The following is a 23,051-nucleotide window of genomic DNA, read 5'->3' as shown; positions in this document are numbered from 1 at the left end:
AAATTACTGCCGACTTAATATGCTGATGCACCTGATTAAATTATAACAGGTAAATATCAAACAAAATTATGGAGATCATTACAAACCAATTGGAATGGCATGCTTAAACTATAGCCGAGCTTTACAAGAAACGTTGGGATATTGAGTTGTTTTTTAAAGCATTAAAACAGAATTTGCAGATAAAAACGTTTGTAGGGACAAGTGAAAATGCGGTAAAGTCGCAAATCTACATCGCAATGATAACTTTTATGTTACTGGAACTTATTAGAAGAACTATTGCAAAAAAACTACCTGCATTTTCAAATTTTGTCGAAAAAATACGAATGAGTCTATGCTTTTATTTATCACTTGATTATGTGTGCAATACCATGGGCGAAGGTGCAAAAAGAATAAAACAGAGCAAGCAAATGAAAATACCACTGTCATCCGACTTTTTTTCTCAAAACGAGCAATTGTCCCTCTATGGATAAAGGGATACAGCAATTTTTTCTCAATTTCAAAAAACTTTCGGATGATAGTGTTATTCTTGTTTTAATTCTAACTCTTGAGGTATTTTCAAATCATTTCTTTTATGTAAGTATTTCTTTTTTTGAAATGGTCCTAATAGTATTTCATTCTTGTTATCTATTATCCAATAATTAATCTCATTATCAAATATTTGTTTATAGTAAACATCATTATTTATTAGGCTATCAGCTAAAAATTTACTTCTACTACTCGAATAAATATCTTCAAGTTCAAATAATAATGCTTTAATGTGATATTTTTTATTTGGCTTTTGTTTAACAAGTATAAAATCTTCATTATAGCAGTAATCAATAACTTCCGAGTATATATTTTCCTTTAAATATTCGAAATTTCTATCATTGGTTATACTCTCAATATTTTTATTCTTTAATATATCCCTATATCCATTTAAGCCTTCATGATAAGTATAACTACCACTCAATTTGTCGGACAAACTTCCCTGATTGCAGGAAAAAAAAGAACACATTATTATTAACAAAAAAATATTATTTCTCATCATCTTATACCTCCTGTTCTTATATACCAATCTGTAATTGACGGATTTGGACTAATTGTTCCTAAACCAGTGAAATCTATTTCATAAGGAGTACCTGCACCATGGATAGTTTTTCCAAAAAAGTTCTCAATATTTCTAATTGGGTTTGTCAACCAAGGTTTATAATCAAAATCATAAGGACCATCAAAAGCTTTTACTGTATTATTGGGATATAGACGTAATGCAATAGTTCCATGCACTAATCCATCTGTTGCATTTCCTCTAAATAACAAGTTAAAAGTTTCAACACCTCCAACTCCGTCTTTAAATGAAGCGGGTGTAATAGAACTCAAGTCTAAGGAACTAAGTGGAACCTGAACCGTTGTCCCTCCTCCATTTTTCCACCAACTATAACTTTCATTAATTGTCATTCTACCATCCCCATTTAAATCCCAACCCCCGCTATTTGTGGCAACTTCTGTACCAACTCCCCTAAAATCAAGGCTTCCAACTTCGCCAGACTTCCTGCAAATCAGCTTTTTAAAGAACGTCTTTTACTTCTCCGACAAAACTACCATTTTTTCTTTTAATTGAAGATTTCAGTTATTGTTTTTTTCATTTAAAAGAAAAAGTTTCAAAAATCATGGTGATGATGATGTGCTGTTGGAACGGGAAATAACCCTTGCAGGAACTTTCAATTTAGTACTGAAGCTTTTGGGTTATTCTCGTTTCAATAGCATTCTTAGGGGTGGTGGTCGGGGTTTTGGTGGATAGACACTTCAACAAGTGCCGCCTTTTCCGGCGGCTCTTGTTACCGCTTTTGGGGCAGCAAACAGCTTTTTAAAAAACTTTGGTTTTCGAGGGTGGGTTTTGAGCGGTTTTTTAATATGCTGTTTGTCAGCGTTGGCGTGGGTCGGGGAGCGTGGATTGAGCGGCTATTTTGCATAATACTAGTTATAGCTGACAGCTTTGGTTTTTGTGGGCTGGTTTTCGTGTGGCTGCTCCTATAACTCGTATTATGTAACTTAGCTTTGGGTAATTTTTTTGGGCGTGTCTTTTTGTTTGCAGGGTTGGCACGGCTCTTTGATTTTTTGTTTTTACCGCTTAAAAATCCATTCAATTAAAAATAAAAAAGCAATGTGCCGTTTGTGGGTCGGACAAAAAGCATGACGGAAAAAATTACAGAAGGGTCGGCGTAGGGGAAGGGCAAAAAAGACCGTGCAAGCTTAGAGGTACGAGAAGCGGGGATTTTTTGACCTGTGGGGAGTGTTGGCTTGTGTGTCTTATTGCAATGGATGGTAGTTGCTTAATTCGTCTTTCAGTTCATCAAGGTTTGCCCTTACATATCTTTGTGTTGAGTAAATGCTGGCATGTCCAGCCATGTACTGGACTTCTCTTAAATTCTTTTCTTTTATCCATTGGCTTATAACGCTCATTCTTATTTGCGTAAAGCTGATTAAGTATTTGTGTTCTTTCCTTAGTTCCCGGAGCAGTTCACGCATTGAGTCTTTAATGTGCTGACTGGTTCCGATGGTAAAAAACAGCTTGTCGGTTTTGTAGTTCCTGGTTTGTTTTTTCTTCAGCTTTAAAAGTTCTGTCCGGGTTTCGTTCATGTATTCATGTAGCGGCAATACTTGTTTGGCATTGAGTTTTAATATCCTTTCCTGTAAACGTGTATTCCTTCTTACCTGTATTGTCCCTTTGTCCAGGTTAATATCTTTCGGTTCTAAAAAGTGGATTTCTTCCCGTTCTATTGCCTGGTAAACAACTAAGCTAATCATGATTTTATTCCGTTTCTGTACCGGAGTTTCAGCTTGGTAGTTCTCAAAGATTTTTTCTATTTGTTTTTGGGTCAGTATATCGTTTGGAACTTTCTCAATATCGCCTTTTACTCTTAGGTTCTTTGCTGGATTGTGTTCTACCTTTCCCAATAATTTTTGGTATTCGTAATAATATTGGATGCCGTTTAAATGGTTGTTGATGTTGTGTACACTGTGATTTTCGTTCCGGTAATGTTTGATTATTGCCAGTAAATCGTTGTAAGTACATTTTTCTACGGTTAAATTCTCGTTATCGAGCCACTCTAAAAAACGCCTGATGTAGCGTATATTATTGACGATGGTTTGTGGTCGAAGGCGTAAATACAACAGGTATTCTTTAAAGTCTTTTGGCAGTTCACTGCTTAACTTTCTTAATATCCGGTGTTTGTTGCCTGTATTTGATGCTTTTGTGTTCATGACATTTCGATGGCTAAATGGACGTAGCGTTGTGTACTGTCGATGTTCTTATGTCCTAAAAACTGTGCAATGCTTTCTATTTTCATTCCCGATTGCATTAAGTGCGTGGCGATGGAGTGGCGTAAAGTGTGTACCCCGATTTCTTTTTTTATTTCTGCTTGCTTTGCCAGTTGTTTTACACGTTTTAATAAAAATGATGCATCGCATTGATTGCCTTTGTTATTGAGCAGGAACCAGTTTTGCGTATGTTTATTTGTGAGTTCCGGACGGCATTCCTTCAGGTAAAGTTTAAAGTCGGTCATTTGATTTTGTACAAAAGGGACGTAGCGTTCCCGGTATTGCTTGCCTTTTCTTACATACACCAGTTTCCTGTCCAGGATAATATCGCTTAATTCTAAAAACTGACCTTCTTTGCTTCTAATTCCACAACCGTAATAAATACTTAATATTGCTCGGTCTCTAAGTCCTAAAATGGTTTCGTCTGCCGCATGGTACATTGCTTGCACTTCTTCTTTGGTAAGTACCGGACGTTTTGATTTTGCGTTTTCTTCGTATAGTAAATCAATGGTTAAAGTGCCCAGGCTTGTTTCATCCAAGAACTGGCTAAATAACCTTAATGCCCTGATAAAACCGTTTAAGGTGGCATTCTTTAAAAGTTCGCCTGTTTGTTTGCTTTTCCTTTGTTTCTCTGATTCGTACCAGGCTGCTGTTGCTTGTTGGGTTATGTTTTCCAGTTTATTGATATTGCCCGCTTCCATAAAGGAAAAGTATTTTTCAATAACTCTCGGCTGGCTCTCTACGGTATCAGGGCTGTAACCTACGATGCCAAGCCATTCTTTAAAACTTTCTGTAAGCCTTGTAAATTCTACGTTCATGATACTTTTTGTTTTTAGCTATGACCCTTTTGATAAAATACCCCTCTTGCTCTTGCCCTGTTATACTTGTTATACTGTTATACTTAGCCGTAAATGATTGATATTTAAATTAATTGCCTGTGGCGCTGCCACTGTTATACTTGTGTTACACTTGTGTTATACTTATTTTCTGCTTTTGATTTGCCGTTATACTTAGCCCTGATATTTTGGATTATTTCGTCCAGTACATCAATATTTGATTTTAATAGCTCGTATTCTTCCCATGCTGCAACCTCGTATTCATAGCCAGTTTTTCGGTTTCCGCCAATCCGGTTTATATATCCCCTTGATTCCAGTTGATGGAGATAGCGGTTTACTTTCATGGGGTTCATTCTAAAGTGTTGGCGTATTTCTTTGGCGTAAAAGCTTTGGGTTTCCTTTGGTTTCTTGGCTGCCAGTTCCTTTAAGCTTTCAAAAAAATGGCGTGTATCTTCGTTCAACTCGTCCGATTTGCGGAGCAGGTTATCTTTAACCAACCAGTTTGCCAGTTCTATATCTTCGATTGCTGTTTCAATGTAATATTCTTCTGATTGGCTTTTCTTCCATTTGCGTTGGAACTGGTTGTAAAAGGTGATTATTTCAATAAGCTTTAAATAGTGCATGTTGGTTCGGAGCTTCTTAAAAACACAATCAGGGATTCTCAGGTCTGTTGCATAAGGATTGATAACCTTTACCTTTCTTAAAAGCCTTTGAGCGTTTTTTAATAATAGTTTGGCTGATTGCTGCCCTGTTTCGTTTACTATTCCTGCCTGTATTTTTCGTTGGTATTCCATTACCTGGTTTAAATGGTTGCTGCTTTCATCAATGTGCAGTAAGAAGCTGCGGTTTGCATTGTCTTCATAAATTGAACCTTGAGTAGTTGCACCGCTCACGCATATCGGGCCTTCAACCGTTAAAAGCTTCTGTATGTTATTTCCTTTGGCATCTTTATCGGTTGTAAGCTTGGTTATACTTTGTTTGCTCATGAACTCTCGGAGCGGTAAAAAGGCATTGTAAACGCCTTCTAAATCTTCGATTAACAAAACTTTGTGTTTCCAGAAGCCTTTGGCTGAGTAGTAAAGTGTATTTTCTGTAAGGCTTGTAATTGTACGTACTGATTCTTCCGGTAAACATTCGCTTATTTTGGTCTGCAAATAAGTTTTACCGCTCCCGGACTTTCCAAAGATGATTGCGTGCAATGGCTCCTCCATCAGCCTTGATGTGTACAGAAAGTAAAGTAATAAGCCGTTCTTTTCCTCTCCGATTAATCCGCTTTGCTGTATCAGTTCTAAAGTCCGTTTACCAAGTCCTTTGTTTTTCAGGAAGCTTTGGGCTTCTTGTTTCTCTTCCTCGCTCATTTCATATAGTTTCGGTTTCAGGGCTTTTGCCATCGCGGTACGTTCTTCAAGTCGGTACGCTTCCAGTTCTTCTGTTAGTTCGGTTATTGTTTTGGTTATAGCGGTGGTACTGACTTCCAAAGTTTCGCTAATATTCTGTATTAATTTTTGTGTATTGCCGTGGCTGTAAAGGTTCACATCATCCCTAAAGCTCTTGTATTTATTTGCTTTACTCTTAATGTGCATTGATATTTTTAACCTACTCAGGTTCTCTTTTTCGATTCCGCCCCAGATGGTGATTTTTAGTTCCGATGTTTCGTAAATGATTTGTTCGGGATTGGCAGCATTTAATTTTGTTGCTGTTGTTGGCTTGGGTTCTTCTGCCTGTTCAGTATTTTCAGTTTCTTCAGATAAAATAAAAAATGGTTGTGCAGTTTCTAAAAGATGGGTGAATATTTCGGATTCATGACCGATTGATAAGCTGTTCACGTCTTCGCCTTCGGGCGTATTCACTATTTTGATGGTAAGCTTATCGTTTAGCTTTTGTATTTCCTTTGCCAGTTTTTCGGCTGCTGTAATCCCTGTTTTGTCGCCATCAAAAAAGATTATTACTTCCTGCAGGTTTGCCAGTTCCTTGATTGCCTCTTTGTGTTCGCTTGTAAATCCGTTTGTACCGTAACAGCTTAGCACTTCGTATTTCTCGGTTATAAATGGAAGCTGTAAAAGTGTGGCTGCATCTATTATGGCTTCTGTAATGATTAACCTGGTTGTTTCCTGTTTTAAATATCCTGGATAAAGTCCTTCTCTATCCTTTAAATAATAATGCTTGCTATCTTTCTTTTCCTCTATGCTTCTAAAGTACAACCCTGTGATATTTTGCTCTTTGTCTTTAAGTGGGAACACGATGCAGTTTTTACCAAAAACATAATAGCCTGTTGAGTTGCCAGCCTTTGTTTTACTTTGGGTTGGGGTAAGCATTCCATATTTTACACACTCATTTATTAGAGCTTCATCACGCCTTTGCCCATGATGGAACTGTGCAGAGTTGTAGCCGATTTCCAAAAACAATTCTAAACGCCTGGTTTGAGTGATATAATTTCTTGATGGTTTGCTGTTGTTGATTGCTCCCCTGAAGTAGCCAAAAAGTTTTGTGAGTAATTCTATTTTTCCGTTTCGACTTACTGGTTCTGGCGGTGCTTGGTTGGATTGCTTTGTTATTTCAATTGGGTTAATTAATTCCGTTGCCTTCTTCAATGCCTCGTGTTTACTGCATTTTTCTTTTAATTGAATAAATTCTATCGTGTCCCCATTGGCTTTACAGCCAAAACAGTTAAAGGTATTTGTGTTCGGGTATATTTTTAAGCTTGGTTCTGTTTCTTCATGGAATGGGCATTTAAGCATATGGTTTCTGTTGGCTTGTAAGCCGTAATACTGTAATACCTTTTCGATTGTCAACCTTTGTTTTATTTCGGCTATTTCCATAAGTTGAAAATTTTGCAATATTATTATTCATTATATTGAAAGCAAAAATACAATTAACTTTCATATATTTGCAATATAATTTCATCAAAAGCAAAATAAATAGTTAAAACTTGTATATTATGGTAAATTTGCAGACAACAATAGAACTTTACAGTATGAAGTTTAACGAGAAAATTAAAGCTTTACGCAAGGCTTCCAACATGAACCAGCAGGACTTGGCTGATAAATTGCACATTCATGTTACCCACTTGTCGAAAATGGAAAACGGACATTTACTGCCCTCTATTGATATTGTACAAAGGTTAATGAAAGTATTTGCCGTGAGTGCCGACAACCTTTTAAATGATAGCGAAAACAGTGTAGTGGAATTAGAAAACCATGAACTTAATGAGCAGATAATGCTTATAAACCAACTTGATGAAGATGAGAAAAACGCACTGATTAAAATTATTAATTCTATGCTGACTAAAAAAAGGATGAAAGACCTTTTAGATGGGAAAGCTAAATTTTAAAGCATAAAAAAGCCCGATTGCTCGGGCTTTTATCTTATTCTTTCTTTGTAAACCTATATCTGGAACCTCCTTCTTCTCCTTCCCAAAAAAACAGATACCAAGGTGGTTGATTCTCCATAATTCCCTTACTACCCGCTATATAAATTTGCGTTACACATCCTCCAGGTAAACTCTCACTATTTTCAAAATACAAAGACACAATCCATCTACCTTGGTCGTGTTTCAGTTCCCATTTTCCAGTTTCACTAAATAACGATTCCGTAAAATCTTCTGAAAAGGGGAGAAACTTATCTTTTGGCAAATCTTGGGTAGTAAATGTTCCTTCTTTGCTAAATTGAAAAACAGCACCATCTTTTGCAACCCATTTGCCGACTATACTATCAGCGGTCGGATTTTCTGACTTGCAGCCTGTAAATAACATCATTATTGAAAGGCTTAATATATTTATCATTTTCATTACCATGTTACTGTTTCTGTCCATCTAAATGTTTGTGTTGTTGGCGACATTGGTCCACTTGAAAAAGAACTATTAATCCAAGAACCTACAGAATTTTGCCACCAAGAATAATATCCTAATACTGGCGGTCGTGTAGCCGACTGGATAGTAGAAGAATTGTTGACTAAAAACTCTACCGTAGCCGAATTTCCATTAACTCCTGTTACCTGCCATGCTAAATTATAAGAACCTAAGTAAGTTACCGCAAGGTTTCCTGTTAGTCCTCCTGTTGCTAATGTTGAATAATCTTTTACATATTTTCCAACTCCCTGAACACCACTTAAACTATATGGAGCATTTCCTCTCATTTTACCATTGGCAATCATGCCCGGGATTGATGCCAAAGTGTTCAAAACATGGTCATGCTGTCTAAGCATTTCTGTAAAAACATCTCCATTGGTAAAATCGCGGTGTCTTGGTCCAGTTCCTGTCAGCCACTCTACACCAACATCAAAAGGCGTTACCCCGCTATTTGCGGCAACTTCTGTACCAACTCCCCTAAAATCAAGGCTTCCAACTTCGCCAGACTTCCTGCAAATCAGCTTTTTAAAGAACGTCTTTTACTTCTCCGACAAAACTACCATTTTTTCTTTTAATTGAAGATTTCAGTTATTGTTTTTTTCATTTAAAAGAAAAAGTTTCAAAAATCATGGTGATGATGATGTGCTGTTGGAACGGGAAATAACCCTTGCAGGAACTTTCAATTTAGTACTGAAGCTTTTGGGTTATTCTCGTTTCAATAGCATTCTTAGGGGTGGTGGTCGGGGTTTTGGTGGATAGACACTTCAACAAGTGCCGCCTTTTCCGGCGGCTCTTGTTACCGCTTTTGGGGCAGCAAACAGCTTTTTAAAAAACTTTGGTTTTCGAGGGTGGGTTTTGAGCGGTTTTTTAATATGCTGTTTGTCAGCGTTGGCGTGGGTCGGGGAGCGTGGATTGAGCGGCTATTTTGCATAATACTAGTTATAGCTGACAGCTTTGGTTTTTGTGGGCTGGTTTTCGTGTGGCTGCTCCTATAACTCGTATTATGTAACTTAGCTTTGGGTAATTTTTTTGGGCGTGTCTTTTTGTTTGCAGGGTTGGCACGGCTCTTTGATTTTTTGTTTTTACCGCTTAAAAATCCATTCAATTAAAAATAAAAAAGCAATGTGCCGTTTGTGGGTCGGACAAAAAGCATGACGGAAAAAATTACAGAAGGGTCGGCGTAGGGGAAGGGCAAAAAAGACCGTGCAAGCTTAGAGGTACGAGAAGCGGGGATTTTTTGACCTGTGGGGAGTGTTGGCTTGTGTGTCTTATTGCAATGGATGGTAGTTGCTTAATTCGTCTTTCAGTTCATCAAGGTTTGCCCTTACATATCTTTGTGTTGAGTAAATGCTGGCATGTCCAGCCATGTACTGGACTTCTCTTAAATTCTTTTCTTTTATCCATTGGCTTATAACGCTCATTCTTATTTGCGTAAAGCTGATTAAGTATTTGTGTTCTTTCCTTAGTTCCCGGAGCAGTTCACGCATTGAGTCTTTAATGTGCTGACTGGTTCCGATGGTAAAAAACAGCTTGTCGGTTTTGTAGTTCCTGGTTTGTTTTTTCTTCAGCTTTAAAAGTTCTGTCCGGGTTTCGTTCATGTATTCATGTAGCGGCAATACTTGTTTGGCATTGAGTTTTAATATCCTTTCCTGTAAACGTGTATTCCTTCTTACCTGTATTGTCCCTTTGTCCAGGTTAATATCTTTCGGTTCTAAAAAGTGGATTTCTTCCCGTTCTATTGCCTGGTAAACAACTAAGCTAATCATGATTTTATTCCGTTTCTGTACCGGAGTTTCAGCTTGGTAGTTCTCAAAGATTTTTTCTATTTGTTTTTGGGTCAGTATATCGTTTGGAACTTTCTCAATATCGCCTTTTACTCTTAGGTTCTTTGCTGGATTGTGTTCTACCTTTCCCAATAATTTTTGGTATTCGTAATAATATTGGATGCCGTTTAAATGGTTGTTGATGTTGTGTACACTGTGATTTTCGTTCCGGTAATGTTTGATTATTGCCAGTAAATCGTTGTAAGTACATTTTTCTACGGTTAAATTCTCGTTATCGAGCCACTCTAAAAAACGCCTGATGTAGCGTATATTATTGACGATGGTTTGTGGTCGAAGGCGTAAATACAACAGGTATTCTTTAAAGTCTTTTGGCAGTTCACTGCTTAACTTTCTTAATATCCGGTGTTTGTTGCCTGTATTTGATGCTTTTGTGTTCATGACATTTCGATGGCTAAATGGACGTAGCGTTGTGTACTGTCGATGTTCTTATGTCCTAAAAACTGTGCAATGCTTTCTATTTTCATTCCCGATTGCATTAAGTGCGTGGCGATGGAGTGGCGTAAAGTGTGTACCCCGATTTCTTTTTTTATTTCTGCTTGCTTTGCCAGTTGTTTTACACGTTTTAATAAAAATGATGCATCGCATTGATTGCCTTTGTTATTGAGCAGGAACCAGTTTTGCGTATGTTTATTTGTGAGTTCCGGACGGCATTCCTTCAGGTAAAGTTTAAAGTCGGTCATTTGATTTTGTACAAAAGGGACGTAGCGTTCCCGGTATTGCTTGCCTTTTCTTACATACACCAGTTTCCTGTCCAGGATAATATCGCTTAATTCTAAAAACTGACCTTCTTTGCTTCTAATTCCACAACCGTAATAAATACTTAATATTGCTCGGTCTCTAAGTCCTAAAATGGTTTCGTCTGCCGCATGGTACATTGCTTGCACTTCTTCTTTGGTAAGTACCGGACGTTTTGATTTTGCGTTTTCTTCGTATAGTAAATCAATGGTTAAAGTGCCCAGGCTTGTTTCATCCAAGAACTGGCTAAATAACCTTAATGCCCTGATAAAACCGTTTAAGGTGGCATTCTTTAAAAGTTCGCCTGTTTGTTTGCTTTTCCTTTGTTTCTCTGATTCGTACCAGGCTGCTGTTGCTTGTTGGGTTATGTTTTCCAGTTTATTGATATTGCCCGCTTCCATAAAGGAAAAGTATTTTTCAATAACTCTCGGCTGGCTCTCTACGGTATCAGGGCTGTAACCTACGATGCCAAGCCATTCTTTAAAACTTTCTGTAAGCCTTGTAAATTCTACGTTCATGATACTTTTTGTTTTTAGCTATGACCCTTTTGATAAAATACCCCTCTTGCTCTTGCCCTGTTATACTTGTTATACTGTTATACTTAGCCGTAAATGATTGATATTTAAATTAATTGCCTGTGGCGCTGCCACTGTTATACTTGTGTTACACTTGTGTTATACTTATTTTCTGCTTTTGATTTGCCGTTATACTTAGCCCTGATATTTTGGATTATTTCGTCCAGTACATCAATATTTGATTTTAATAGCTCGTATTCTTCCCATGCTGCAACCTCGTATTCATAGCCAGTTTTTCGGTTTCCGCCAATCCGGTTTATATATCCCCTTGATTCCAGTTGATGGAGATAGCGGTTTACTTTCATGGGGTTCATTCTAAAGTGTTGGCGTATTTCTTTGGCGTAAAAGCTTTGGGTTTCCTTTGGTTTCTTGGCTGCCAGTTCCTTTAAGCTTTCAAAAAAATGGCGTGTATCTTCGTTCAACTCGTCCGATTTGCGGAGCAGGTTATCTTTAACCAACCAGTTTGCCAGTTCTATATCTTCGATTGCTGTTTCAATGTAATATTCTTCTGATTGGCTTTTCTTCCATTTGCGTTGGAACTGGTTGTAAAAGGTGATTATTTCAATAAGCTTTAAATAGTGCATGTTGGTTCGGAGCTTCTTAAAAACACAATCAGGGATTCTCAGGTCTGTTGCATAAGGATTGATAACCTTTACCTTTCTTAAAAGCCTTTGAGCGTTTTTTAATAATAGTTTGGCTGATTGCTGCCCTGTTTCGTTTACTATTCCTGCCTGTATTTTTCGTTGGTATTCCATTACCTGGTTTAAATGGTTGCTGCTTTCATCAATGTGCAGTAAGAAGCTGCGGTTTGCATTGTCTTCATAAATTGAACCTTGAGTAGTTGCACCGCTCACGCATATCGGGCCTTCAACCGTTAAAAGCTTCTGTATGTTATTTCCTTTGGCATCTTTATCGGTTGTAAGCTTGGTTATACTTTGTTTGCTCATGAACTCTCGGAGCGGTAAAAAGGCATTGTAAACGCCTTCTAAATCTTCGATTAACAAAACTTTGTGTTTCCAGAAGCCTTTGGCTGAGTAGTAAAGTGTATTTTCTGTAAGGCTTGTAATTGTACGTACTGATTCTTCCGGTAAACATTCGCTTATTTTGGTCTGCAAATAAGTTTTACCGCTCCCGGACTTTCCAAAGATGATTGCGTGCAATGGCTCCTCCATCAGCCTTGATGTGTACAGAAAGTAAAGTAATAAGCCGTTCTTTTCCTCTCCGATTAATCCGCTTTGCTGTATCAGTTCTAAAGTCCGTTTACCAAGTCCTTTGTTTTTCAGGAAGCTTTGGGCTTCTTGTTTCTCTTCCTCGCTCATTTCATATAGTTTCGGTTTCAGGGCTTTTGCCATCGCGGTACGTTCTTCAAGTCGGTACGCTTCCAGTTCTTCTGTTAGTTCGGTTATTGTTTTGGTTATAGCGGTGGTACTGACTTCCAAAGTTTCGCTAATATTCTGTATTAATTTTTGTGTATTGCCGTGGCTGTAAAGGTTCACATCATCCCTAAAGCTCTTGTATTTATTTGCTTTACTCTTAATGTGCATTGATATTTTTAACCTACTCAGGTTCTCTTTTTCGATTCCGCCCCAGATGGTGATTTTTAGTTCCGATGTTTCGTAAATGATTTGTTCGGGATTGGCAGCATTTAATTTTGTTGCTGTTGTTGGCTTGGGTTCTTCTGCCTGTTCAGTATTTTCAGTTTCTTCAGATAAAATAAAAAATGGTTGTGCAGTTTCTAAAAGATGGGTGAATATTTCGGATTCATGACCGATTGATAAGCTGTTCACGTCTTCGCCTTCGGGCGTATTCACTATTTTGATGGTAAGCTTATCGTTTAGCTTTTGTATTTCCTTTGCCAGTTTTTCGGCTGCTGTAATCCCTGTTTTGTCGCCATCAAAAAAGATTATTACTTCCTGCAGGTTTGCCAGTTCCTTGATTGCCTCTTTGTGTTCGCTTGTAAATCCGTTTGTACCGTAACAGCTTAGCACTTCGTATTTCTCGGTTATAAATGGAAGCTGTAAAAGTGTGGCTGCATCTATTATGGCTTCTGTAATGATTAACCTGGTTGTTTCCTGTTTTAAATATCCTGGATAAAGTCCTTCTCTATCCTTTAAATAATAATGCTTGCTATCTTTCTTTTCCTCTATGCTTCTAAAGTACAACCCTGTGATATTTTGCTCTTTGTCTTTAAGTGGGAACACGATGCAGTTTTTACCAAAAACATAATAGCCTGTTGAGTTGCCAGCCTTTGTTTTACTTTGGGTTGGGGTAAGCATTCCATATTTTACACACTCATTTATTAGAGCTTCATCACGCCTTTGCCCATGATGGAACTGTGCAGAGTTGTAGCCGATTTCCAAAAACAATTCTAAACGCCTGGTTTGAGTGATATAATTTCTTGATGGTTTGCTGTTGTTGATTGCTCCCCTGAAGTAGCCAAAAAGTTTTGTGAGTAATTCTATTTTTCCGTTTCGACTTACTGGTTCTGGCGGTGCTTGGTTGGATTGCTTTGTTATTTCAATTGGGTTAATTAATTCCGTTGCCTTCTTCAATGCCTCGTGTTTACTGCATTTTTCTTTTAATTGAATAAATTCTATCGTGTCCCCATTGGCTTTACAGCCAAAACAGTTAAAGGTATTTGTGTTCGGGTATATTTTTAAGCTTGGTTCTGTTTCTTCATGGAATGGGCATTTAAGCATATGGTTTCTGTTGGCTTGTAAGCCGTAATACTGTAATACCTTTTCGATTGTCAACCTTTGTTTTATTTCGGCTATTTCCATAAGTTGAAAATTTTGCAATATTATTATTCATTATATTGAAAGCAAAAATACAATTAACTTTCATATATTTGCAATATAATTTCATCAAAAGCAAAATAAATAGTTAAAACTTGTATATTATGGTAAATTTGCAGACAACAATAGAACTTTACAGTATGAAGTTTAACGAGAAAATTAAAGCTTTACGCAAGGCTTCCAACATGAACCAGCAGGACTTGGCTGATAAATTGCACATTCATGTTACCCACTTGTCGAAAATGGAAAACGGACATTTACTGCCCTCTATTGATATTGTACAAAGGTTAATGAAAGTATTTGCCGTGAGTGCCGACAACCTTTTAAATGATAGCGAAAACAGTGTAGTGGAATTAGAAAACCATGAACTTAATGAGCAGATAATGCTTATAAACCAACTTGATGAAGATGAGAAAAACGCACTGATTAAAATTATTAATTCTATGCTGACTAAAAAAAGGATGAAAGACCTTTTAGATGGGAAAGCTAAATTTTAAAGCATAAAAAAGCCCGATTGCTCGGGCTTTTATCTTATTCTTTCTTTGTAAACCTATATCTGGAACCTCCTTCTTCTCCTTCCCAAAAAAACAGATACCAAGGTGGTTGATTCTCCATAATTCCCTTACTACCCGCTATATAAATTTGCGTTACACATCCTCCAGGTAAACTCTCACTATTTTCAAAATACAAAGACACAATCCATCTACCTTGGTCGTGTTTCAGTTCCCATTTTCCAGTTTCACTAAATAACGATTCCGTAAAATCTTCTGAAAAGGGGAGAAACTTATCTTTTGGCAAATCTTGGGTAGTAAATGTTCCTTCTTTGCTAAATTGAAAAACAGCACCATCTTTTGCAACCCATTTGCCGACTATACTATCAGCGGTCGGATTTTCTGACTTGCAGCCTGTAAATAACATCATTATTGAAAGGCTTAATATATTTATCATTTTCATTACCATGTTACTGTTTCTGTCCATCTAAATGTTTGTGTTGTTGGCGACATTGGTCCACTTGAAAAAGAACTATTAATCCAAGAACCTACAGAATTTTGCCACCAAGAATAATATCCTAATACTGGCGGTCGTGTAGCCGACTGGATAGTAGAAGAATTGTTGACTAAAAACTCTACCGTAGCCGAATTTCCATTAACTCCTGTTACCTGCCATGCTAAATTATAAGAACCTAAGTAAGTTACCGCAAGGTTTCCTGTTAGTCCTCCTGTTGCTAATGTTGAATAATCTTTTACATATTTTCCAACTCCCTGAACACCACTTAAACTATATGGAGCATTTCCTCTCATTTTACCATTGGCAATCATGCCCGGGATTGATGCCAAAGTGTTCAAAACATGGTCATGCTGTCTAAGCATTTCTGTAAAAACATCTCCATTGGTAAAATCGCGGTGTCTTGGTCCAGTTCCTGTCAGCCACTCTACACCAACATCAAAAGGCGTTACCCCGCTATTTGCGGCAACTTGACCATCAGATGTTGACTTTCTCCAAACGCTTCCTTTGTAGAAATAAAAACCTCCGCTACCAACATAGGCATCTTGTCTATACCATCCTTCGGATTTATATTGGGAAGCTACATATACTAAATACTCCCACTCTACTTCAGAGCCATCCTCTGTAGAGCGGTGGGTTCCACTGAACCAGTCATAATATACTCCATTCAACCCGGTTCCGTTAGATACCAAACCAGGCCCTCCATAAAAACCTCCTCCACTTCGTGGGCCTGAAAATCTTAACATGCGTTCTGCCCCGGGGTTCACCCAAAGTTCGTCCATTATATATGTTTTATAGCCGGTTGGATCGGTGTATTTCAGCGGGTTATTTAAAACATAACTGTACCGGTTAAAATTTAACGGATTTGACGGATCCTGAAGATAAGGATCAGGACTCAGAAACAGGCCTGTTTCATTGTCATAAACTCGACCATTCATATTAATCAAGCCAAAATCATTCAGATGTTCGTGCCCCGTAAAACCCCGGCCACAAAGCCATGAAGTCCGGTTATCGGGCGAGGTCCAATCTCCGGGATCTCTCCTGCTTCCCCATGCATCATAACTGTATTCTTCGGCTATACTCCCACTCGCATCACTTAAACAAACAATGGATCCAAGATGGTCGGTATGGGCATAATAAACGTCACTGCTTGTAACCATTTCCATATACATTCCAATAATCTTGGAGTTTAAGTAAATATAGTGATATTTTTCGCCCGTTTCCTTTATCTCCTCAAAAAGTTTCCCAGCATAAAATTTTGTAAATAATATATTTCCTCCTTTGCTTACCTCCATGGCTTGCCGGTTGTGGTCGAAGCCATAAGAAAAATTGGCAATTAAATCACCACTACTGGTGTAATTGGTGATTTCTGAGACCTTTTGAAACGGAGTATAGCTAACATCCTGATTATTGGGAGACCAGCCGGAAGCCAAATTGGTCACTCCGGTGATGGCATTTGGTTTTGAACTGTGTCCGTATTGGTAAGTTCCTATATCAGATTTAGTTGAAATTTGGTTAGCTGAGTTATATGAAATGTCTGCTCCAATGGTAGAGGTTGATAACCGGTTTTGAGCATCATACGTAAATACCTCCTCCTGGTTATTAAGTAAGTCTTTTCTTTTTGTCAGATTTCCCTTGATATCAAAATCATAGTCCATATTCATTAATGTTGTGGATGATGTTGAAGCTGAAACCTGGTCAAGTCTGTATCGGCTATCGTAGCTAAAAGAAGTGGTGGCTCCATTCCCGTAACTGTAACTTACAGGCTGACCCAATTCATTAAATTCAGGGTTACTCCAGCTAAATTTCCCTTTGTTATCATTAATAGAGGCAAGGTAGCCATGGGTATCATAAGTGTATGTTAAGCGATAACCGCCTGGATAGGTTAATGTTGATAACTTATTGCCGGGTGTATAATTCATCTGATAATTATAGTTTTTTACCACCCCGCCAAACCTCACTGTTTTCGTTAAAGAATTAACTCGGTGATAACTATCATAGCCATAGCTTTCCTGTATCAAACCATTTACTTTTACCTTTGACAACACTCCTAAATGGCCGGATGGATCGTATTCCCAGGAAGTACTCTCACTTCCTCCGGACAGGGTACGCGTGGAAATACGACCAAGATTATCATAGGTAAAGGAATATGTATTGCCATTAGGGTCTGTGGAAGAGATGATCTCACCATATGCATTATTAGATGCCTGGGATATTCCAATATCACTGTCTGTCATTGTCTCTACATTTCCTTGTACGTCATATTGGTATGAAACAACGTGTCCTCCACTTGTTTGACTTTTCAATAATCCATTGCTAAAATAATCATAATTGACAATTCCGGCGGACGTTTCTGTTTGCTCAAGTTGCCCGGCCGCATCCAGGGTGGTCTTTTCCCATCCTTCCGGGTTTGTAACAGTTGTTACCAAATTGAAATATGAATAAGAGATACTTCCACGGCCATTTGGCAATGAAACAGTTTCAATACGGTTGAAACCATCGTAACTAAACGACTTACTCCCTATTTGGGCATTAAAGTAGGGAAGTGATTCACTACTAATTCTACCCTTGGCATCATATGTCCGGAGAATGTTTTTAGTTCGCCCCTGGTTATCGGTTGTTTGAGTCAACAATACCTGTCCTCGAATATTATAATAGTTTACAACATCCGGTGACCCTGTTTCTGAGTAAATAACTTTATAGAAGGCATTGGTGACGGAATTGTCCCACTCTGAATTAACGTGAGTAATGCCCCCTGTTGGCCATTGGGTATTTATCAGATTTCCAAAACCATCATATGCATAGGAAGTTGTTAGATTATTCGGGTCACTAGAACTTAATAAATTTCCTGTACTTTGGTCGTAATTATTTGTAACCTGATGACCTAATGGATTGGTAATCGTTTCAATAAATCTGTTTGAAGTATCCCAGGTATAGCTGGTTGCTCGGCTTGTAACCCCGGAGCCTGAAGTGACCTCTGATGTTAATAAGTTGTTTGTGTAATTAAAAGTAGTTTTAACGGCTTTCGATGTTCCGTAGAAATCTGTTTTGGTTTTTAAAAGTTGATTGTCATATATAAACTGAGTTTTTTCTGTTCTATTAGTATCTCCATTTCCTGAATGTTTTACTGTAACTAATGCTGGTCGACCAATAATCCAATAGGTTGAATTGGTAAGATTGTCGAAGGTACTATTTACGGTTTTCGTGACAAGAGTTCCATCTTTTTCCTCATACTCTGTTGCATTGTCATAGGTATCAAAGTCTAAATAATTAATTGTATTCACCAATGATGTTAAATGATCTGTATTTTGTTTTGTTAAAGGTCTGATACTGTATGTAAAACCTCCACTCTTTATGTTTTTCACAAAAGAGTAGTCAAAAGTGGCAGTACTTGTGCTATTGCCACCAACTTTCATTTGTTGGCTCTCAGGCACCGGAACATTAATTTCTCCTATAGTAGTGAAATCTTTAATTATTGAAACATCATTTATGCTATTTGTACTTTTAACTTGTGTAAAACCAATGAAACCTAGTTTCTTGTTGTAAGTGGCATTTTCATATGTATATGTTAAATTATCCAATGTCTGTCCATCATGGGAGCGCGATATATTTGAAACAACAGATGTTGCTTTAGACCGGAAACAAAGATCTGCATTAGTACTGCTCACTTCATTATACCCCGTTCCATCATTAAGATAAGAATAATCTACTCTCTCAACCAGGTTCACCCCACTTGTTACAGATGAAATCATCAATCCATAACTGTATTTATTACTCAAATAGCAATCATATTTTGGGTCGCCTCCAAACTTTGCAAGTATGTCGTCAGCTCCATCACCATTTGAATCAAGAATCTTTATATCATAATTAGTTCCCAAATATCCAATAAATGACTCCATACCATTTATCTGGTTGCAAGATTCTGTTTGAAAAGAGCTTCCATTACTGTAATGAATGTAATTATCTGATTCAGACCATCTATCCATCATAATAAAATAGAATCTGAGTCCTATGTCAAGTATATCATCTTTTCCATCACCATTGAAGTCTCCAACTTCTACTTTTGTTTCCCAGTCATTTATCGGTAGAGCTCTGATAGCCAATGGACAACTCACTTCTGTAAGTCCAACTTGGGTTGATAAATATAGTTTTCTGGAAGAAACATTTAAAATATCTGTATTACCATCACCATTAAAATCCCCAAGTTTAAAATTAGAGTCTTTATTAACGACAGAAGTTTGAAGAATTAATGAAAAGTCTTGTGAGCCTGGGTTATATTCATACACAGAAAGGGTAGAAGTACTCAAAATAAAAAGTTCTTTTTTTCCGTCTTGGTTGAAATCCATAAGTTCCAATTTGCGTCCGCCTCCACTGGAAGGAAAATTTGGAGAATTTATTCCGATAATTTTATCAATTCCTAACATGTAGTCTATCAAAACAATATCTTCATTACCATCGCCATCAATATCACCTGCTTTAGCCCAGTCTCCAGAACCAATGTAATCACCAGAACTTTCATTGCTTAATGATGTACCATTTAATTGATAAAAGTTCCAGAAAGTCTCTCCATCTCCATCAGGACCTGCAAGTCTTCCAACAATAAAAATCTCATCAATCAGGTCATTATCAAAATCTGCAACTTCTATATTTACAGTGCTACGATAAAGTGATTTAGTATGCTTTAATGTTGATGAAAGTCCATCGCCGTTATTAACGTAAACTCTCAAATAGTCGCCTGTCGAAAAATAATCCTTATTAGGAAATGTCAGATAATCCTCACGTCCATCACCATTAAAATCACCAGTCAAAAATATGTCAGAGCTACTTATACTGAATTTTTGCATATTAGAACTAATGCTTCCCATTGTATTCCAATTTACAATTGTTGAATTAAACTGTGTGCCATTATCGCCGGTTACAATGATTTCGTTTAGAAGACTGTAAAAATCCGTGTAATAGTTGAATGCATATTGACGAAATAACGTGCCCTGCCCATAAACCTTAATGTTACTTAAACGAACACCTCGCTTTATCTCTTCCCCCTGGAAATATAGACTGTTTTTATCTGGTCTTACATCATAATTGAATTGAACAGAATTTCCACTAAATAATATTTCACTAATACGATAACCATTCGAGTCATTTATATAAGCATAGGTGACAACATTCCCGCTATAATCTTCTAACTTATTTTGGTACCAGAAAAGTGTTCCTTCTGAGGCATTGATTTTATATGATGTTCCGTTCCCGATTTCTAATAGCTTTCCATCAGGAGTCCAGACTTTAAAGTATGCGCTGGTTCCGGTGCCATACATTATTACTCTTTTATGACTTTCTTCTTCGGTACGATATTCAGATCCATTTGAACCATATGTTCCTGAAACAAGAATTAACCGACTGCCATTAAGATAGAGCCTATCATTGCTATCAAAATCAGCACCATCCACATATCCGTCTTGAATAATTGAAGTTTTTCCTCGTGAAATAACCGAACCTGAAAAGAGGGACCATCCCCACCCTAAAAAACTGTTACGGTTTTGACTATTGTACGAAACACCAATTGATGGACAAAGATTATTTTTGGAAGGAGGAAGTTCAATTTGAAATGAGTAAGTTGAATTTCCAGAGAAATCAACATTTAGCTGCCCTGGCAATGATCCAACTGGAAGGTTTGTATTCAGACTTCTTGATGGACCATCAACAACTGAGGGAAGAGCAATTATATCTGAAGTCGTGCTATACACCAGAATGATTGTCAGAACTATGCTTTTTGTTACGCTTTTGCAAATTTTCATAGGTTAGGTTTTAGGTTATTTTTTTAATATTTTCCAGATAGTCTGTTGGCTACCAATTTTTATTTTTAATAAGTAGAGACCAGAAGAGAAATGATTGAGATTAATTGATATATCTTTCAAAAATTCATATTGTCCTAAGAGAATGCCTTTATTATCACACAATTGTATCATTCCCTCAACAGCACCGATATTATTAACGGATATATTAATAGAACCATAAGTGGGATTTGGAAAGATTTTTATCTCATAGTTATCACGGCTATCAAACGCCGGGTTGCTTTGACCTATTTTTGTGGAATCAGTATTACTTCCTGTTGTAGACTTGGAAATAATCAAAGTGCGATTAACCCTTTTTCCTGAAGAATCATATGCATACGTTACACTCTGTGCATATGTTATTGCAGGTAAAAACAGTAAGAAAAATAGTAAAAATGATTGTTTCATGGTTTTTGATTTAGGGTTAATATAAAATTTTGAAAGAGAGTTATAATCCTGAATCGGAATAGGAGCACGGTTTCAATTTAGAGAAAATAATTCAACTATATAAGTGGAAAAGATTTCCCTTTCTGAAAAAGGAGTTTACGCAAAATTCACAAATGGCTAAACGTCAAATAAATTAATGGGCCAACAAAAATAAGTAGTCAGAATTAATTATAACGATGAATTAATCACTAACTAGGTAGAATGGTTTCCATAGGCTTAGGTATTTTAAAGAAAGGTCCAGTAACTCAGATATATTTATTTATCACCATATTTTAAACTAATATAGTAAAAAGTTCTCATGTTTAAACACTTATTTACATTTAAGACCAATTATTAAAGAAATAACTTCATAATTCTCTTTCTCCAGGAAATAATGAAGACCCTGAATAAAATAGGTGTTCAAGAGGTTATGAGCTCATGCGCGCATGAGATTCTTTTGTTTGTAATTTAGAATGATTCTTATCTATACAAGTCATACAAAAAATAAATAATCCCCTAAAGAAAAATACCAGGTTGAAAATCATGAAGAATTATATTTTTAGAGTATTTTCATTTTAGCCCTATCGTTTAATCCTGAAAGATTTCTTAAAAACTAATTTTTGTCATCCCATATCGACCATACAATTTTCCATTACCATATTATATGGTCAAACCATATTCCTATATAATGAAAACCCATACTATCTGATCAAGTCAGACGGTATGGTTAATATGTTACAATTAGCGAGTATGGTTGAAAAAACAAACTGGTTATTTCTTGGAGTACCTCTGAGCATACTGTTTTTTAGCTGTATTTAGTGACTCATAGGCATGAACATGTTTTCTAAGGGCGAGGTCGATCACCTCTCCAATGGGAATCCTTTCATAATAGGCAATTGCCTTAATTGACTGCAGTGTTTCGGAATTAAAAAAATAAGTCGCCTTTGTATGGTGAGGTTGACCCATGTCTTTTTTTCAGCTTCTATATGGTTTTTACTTCCCTGAAGTAAAAAATCCATTCCACTTTTAAAATTCTTTTTTGCCATTATTTTATGGTTTAAGTAGAGAATTTCTTCAGTTCATTTCATATATTCAATAGCACCAGTGGATTGGGGAGAATAATCAAAATTGGATTTTCCGGATGAAGGAGCCTCGGCAAGAGCTATATTTTCCGGTATGGTACTTAAGAAAAGCTTATTACCAAAGTGACTTTTTATGACTTCAGCTGTATCCCTGTGTAATTCGTTATGCTTATTGAACTGGGGCATCACAATGCCAGCCAGATCCAGGTTTGGATTTAGCCTTCTTTGAACCTTGTCAACAACCTCTATCATTGAGCTGAAACCGAATATACTCAAATGGTGTGGTAGCACCGGGCAAATGTAATAATCGATTGCAGTCAAAGCTTTCACAGTTAACAGACCAAGATTTGGAGAGCAATCGATAATAATAAAATCCAGGAGACAAGACACCCGTTCTAAAGCCTCCTTCAACAGATACTCTTTCCCTGGTTCCGATGCCATTTCCAGTTCAAAAGCAGCCAGGTCAAGAGTAGCCGGTAATGCAGGTGAATATACTATGCGATATTCGTCAGTTTGGGCTTCCCAATTAGTAAAACTCCACAAACAATGCCCTGAAAAATCTCATCCCAAAACATTGAAATACCTTTATGGCATGAAAAGTGCCACAACTCCCTAAAACTCTGACGGCCGGGTCACGTTCAACAACGGGCAAAATTAATCCCGCCACTTTTTAAGAGACGGGATTTTTTATCTCGTGGGGATTAATTCAGCCCTAAATGTTAGGCACCGTGGATTCTATTCTCTTAGTCTTTTCCTTTCTAGTCTTTCTCGGGCTTC

General features: G+C 37.2%; 16 protein-coding genes and 1 pseudogene. 3 read left to right on the top strand and 14 right to left on the bottom strand.

The genetic code is table 11. The features are described 5' to 3' along the window. Positions 1 to 71 precede the first annotated feature (71 nt). Positions 72 to 470 (top strand): annotated as a pseudogene (locus tag QZZ43_RS16640) (transposase); the annotation flags it as partial. A 50-nt stretch (positions 471 to 520) separates the two neighbouring features. Here the strand turns inward: QZZ43_RS16640 and QZZ43_RS16635 are convergent. The 5 genes from QZZ43_RS16635 to QZZ43_RS16615 form a co-directional block, all read right to left on the bottom strand. Continuing rightward, positions 521 to 1,027, bottom strand: a complete 507-nt coding sequence (locus QZZ43_RS16635; protein ID WP_291861691.1) for a hypothetical protein — start codon at positions 1,025 to 1,027, stop codon at positions 521 to 523. Next, positions 1,024 to 1,434, bottom strand: coding sequence for a hypothetical protein (locus tag QZZ43_RS16630; protein ID WP_291861689.1), 411 nt, complete (start codon positions 1,432 to 1,434; stop codon positions 1,024 to 1,026). Before QZZ43_RS16630 ends, QZZ43_RS16635 begins: the two co-directional genes overlap by 4 nt. An 852-nt stretch (positions 1,435 to 2,286) precedes the next feature. Then, on the bottom strand, positions 2,287 to 3,240 hold the full coding sequence (locus tag QZZ43_RS16625; protein ID WP_291861686.1) for a tyrosine-type recombinase/integrase: 954 nt from the start codon (positions 3,238 to 3,240) through the stop codon (positions 2,287 to 2,289). Then, positions 3,237 to 4,115, bottom strand: coding sequence for a tyrosine-type recombinase/integrase (locus tag QZZ43_RS16620; RefSeq protein ID WP_291861684.1), 879 nt, complete (start codon positions 4,113 to 4,115; stop codon positions 3,237 to 3,239). The genes QZZ43_RS16625 and QZZ43_RS16620 overlap by 4 nt, the downstream gene beginning before the upstream one ends. 134 nt (positions 4,116 to 4,249) lie before the next feature. Next, positions 4,250 to 6,952 (bottom strand): CHC2 zinc finger domain-containing protein, encoded by a 2,703-nt coding sequence (locus tag QZZ43_RS16615; RefSeq protein WP_291861682.1) that lies wholly within the window; start codon positions 6,950 to 6,952, stop codon positions 4,250 to 4,252. Positions 6,953 to 7,071: 119 nt separating this feature from the next. Between QZZ43_RS16615 and QZZ43_RS16610 the strand changes: the two genes are divergently transcribed. Further along, positions 7,072 to 7,464, top strand: coding sequence for a helix-turn-helix domain-containing protein (locus tag QZZ43_RS16610; protein WP_291861680.1), 393 nt, complete (start codon positions 7,072 to 7,074; stop codon positions 7,462 to 7,464). A 34-nt stretch (positions 7,465 to 7,498) separates the two neighbouring features. On the opposite strand, the gene QZZ43_RS16605 is transcribed toward QZZ43_RS16610, so the two are convergent. The 5 genes from QZZ43_RS16605 to QZZ43_RS16585 form a co-directional block, all read right to left on the bottom strand. Continuing rightward, positions 7,499 to 7,915, bottom strand: coding sequence for a hypothetical protein (locus QZZ43_RS16605; protein ID WP_291861679.1), 417 nt, complete (start codon positions 7,913 to 7,915; stop codon positions 7,499 to 7,501). A 5-nt stretch (positions 7,916 to 7,920) separates the two neighbouring features. Then, complete coding sequence (locus QZZ43_RS16600; protein WP_291861688.1) at positions 7,921 to 8,286, bottom strand: hypothetical protein; 366 nt, start codon at positions 8,284 to 8,286, stop codon at positions 7,921 to 7,923. 963 nt (positions 8,287 to 9,249) lie between these two features. Continuing rightward, positions 9,250 to 10,203, bottom strand: a complete 954-nt coding sequence (locus QZZ43_RS16595) for a tyrosine-type recombinase/integrase (protein WP_291861686.1) — start codon at positions 10,201 to 10,203, stop codon at positions 9,250 to 9,252. Beyond that, positions 10,200 to 11,078, bottom strand: a complete 879-nt coding sequence (locus tag QZZ43_RS16590; RefSeq protein ID WP_291861684.1) for a tyrosine-type recombinase/integrase — start codon at positions 11,076 to 11,078, stop codon at positions 10,200 to 10,202. The genes QZZ43_RS16595 and QZZ43_RS16590 overlap by 4 nt, the downstream gene beginning before the upstream one ends. A 134-nt stretch (positions 11,079 to 11,212) precedes the next feature. Continuing rightward, positions 11,213 to 13,915: a CHC2 zinc finger domain-containing protein gene (locus QZZ43_RS16585; RefSeq protein ID WP_291861682.1), complete on the bottom strand. Its 2,703-nt coding sequence runs from the start codon at positions 13,913 to 13,915 to the stop codon at positions 11,213 to 11,215. A 119-nt stretch (positions 13,916 to 14,034) separates the two neighbouring features. Between QZZ43_RS16585 and QZZ43_RS16580 the strand changes: the two genes are divergently transcribed. Then, entirely contained in the window at positions 14,035 to 14,427 is a 393-nt protein-coding gene (locus QZZ43_RS16580; protein WP_291861680.1) for a helix-turn-helix domain-containing protein, read from the top strand. Positions 14,428 to 14,461: 34 nt separating this feature from the next. Here QZZ43_RS16580 and QZZ43_RS16575 read toward each other — a convergent pair whose 3' ends face one another. The 4 genes from QZZ43_RS16575 to QZZ43_RS16560 form a co-directional block, all read right to left on the bottom strand. Beyond that, entirely contained in the window at positions 14,462 to 14,878 is a 417-nt protein-coding gene (locus QZZ43_RS16575) for a hypothetical protein (RefSeq protein ID WP_291861679.1), read from the bottom strand. 5 nt (positions 14,879 to 14,883) lie between these two features. Next, the gene (locus QZZ43_RS16570; protein WP_291861677.1) at positions 14,884 to 20,730 is read right to left on the bottom strand and encodes an FG-GAP-like repeat-containing protein; all 5,847 of its coding nucleotides are present in this window, start codon (positions 20,728 to 20,730) and stop codon (positions 14,884 to 14,886) included. 15 nt (positions 20,731 to 20,745) lie between these two features. Further along, a complete protein-coding gene (locus tag QZZ43_RS16565; protein ID WP_291861675.1) occupies positions 20,746 to 21,174 on the bottom strand; it encodes a T9SS type A sorting domain-containing protein in 429 nt (142 codons plus the stop codon). Positions 21,175 to 22,271: 1,097 nt separating this feature from the next. Then, positions 22,272 to 22,817 (bottom strand): ParA family protein, encoded by a 546-nt coding sequence (locus QZZ43_RS16560; protein WP_291861673.1) that lies wholly within the window; start codon positions 22,815 to 22,817, stop codon positions 22,272 to 22,274. Positions 22,818 to 23,051: the final 234 nt, after the last annotated feature.

Source organism: Marinilabilia sp., from assembly GCF_016278715.1.
In the GTDB taxonomy this organism is placed as follows: Bacteria; Bacteroidota; Bacteroidia; order Bacteroidales; family Marinilabiliaceae; genus Marinilabilia.
The sequence above is the reverse complement of the archived record's forward strand: the minus strand, read 5'-3'. Positions and strand labels throughout refer to the sequence as shown.

Excerpts from the sequence above, each read along its gene's own strand:
- QZZ43_RS16635 (WP_291861691.1), bottom strand. The coding sequence starts at position 1,027 with ATGATGAGAAATAATATTTTTTTGTTAATAATAATGTGTTCTTTTTTT.
- QZZ43_RS16630 (WP_291861689.1), bottom strand. The coding sequence starts at position 1,434 with ATGACAATTAATGAAAGTTATAGTTGGTGGAAAAATGGAGGAGGGACA.
- QZZ43_RS16625 (WP_291861686.1), bottom strand. The coding sequence starts at position 3,240 with ATGAACACAAAAGCATCAAATACAGGCAACAAACACCGGATATTAAGA.
- QZZ43_RS16620 (WP_291861684.1), bottom strand. The coding sequence starts at position 4,115 with ATGAACGTAGAATTTACAAGGCTTACAGAAAGTTTTAAAGAATGGCTT.
- QZZ43_RS16615 (WP_291861682.1), bottom strand. The coding sequence starts at position 6,952 with ATGGAAATAGCCGAAATAAAACAAAGGTTGACAATCGAAAAGGTATTA.
- QZZ43_RS16610 (WP_291861680.1), top strand. The coding sequence starts at position 7,072 with ATGGTAAATTTGCAGACAACAATAGAACTTTACAGTATGAAGTTTAAC.
- QZZ43_RS16605 (WP_291861679.1), bottom strand. The coding sequence starts at position 7,915 with ATGATAAATATATTAAGCCTTTCAATAATGATGTTATTTACAGGCTGC.
- QZZ43_RS16600 (WP_291861688.1), bottom strand. The coding sequence starts at position 8,286 with ATGATTGCCAATGGTAAAATGAGAGGAAATGCTCCATATAGTTTAAGT.
- QZZ43_RS16595 (WP_291861686.1), bottom strand. The coding sequence starts at position 10,203 with ATGAACACAAAAGCATCAAATACAGGCAACAAACACCGGATATTAAGA.
- QZZ43_RS16590 (WP_291861684.1), bottom strand. The coding sequence starts at position 11,078 with ATGAACGTAGAATTTACAAGGCTTACAGAAAGTTTTAAAGAATGGCTT.
- QZZ43_RS16585 (WP_291861682.1), bottom strand. The coding sequence starts at position 13,915 with ATGGAAATAGCCGAAATAAAACAAAGGTTGACAATCGAAAAGGTATTA.
- QZZ43_RS16580 (WP_291861680.1), top strand. The coding sequence starts at position 14,035 with ATGGTAAATTTGCAGACAACAATAGAACTTTACAGTATGAAGTTTAAC.
- QZZ43_RS16575 (WP_291861679.1), bottom strand. The coding sequence starts at position 14,878 with ATGATAAATATATTAAGCCTTTCAATAATGATGTTATTTACAGGCTGC.
- QZZ43_RS16570 (WP_291861677.1), bottom strand. The coding sequence starts at position 20,730 with ATGAAAATTTGCAAAAGCGTAACAAAAAGCATAGTTCTGACAATCATT.
- QZZ43_RS16565 (WP_291861675.1), bottom strand. The coding sequence starts at position 21,174 with ATGAAACAATCATTTTTACTATTTTTCTTACTGTTTTTACCTGCAATA.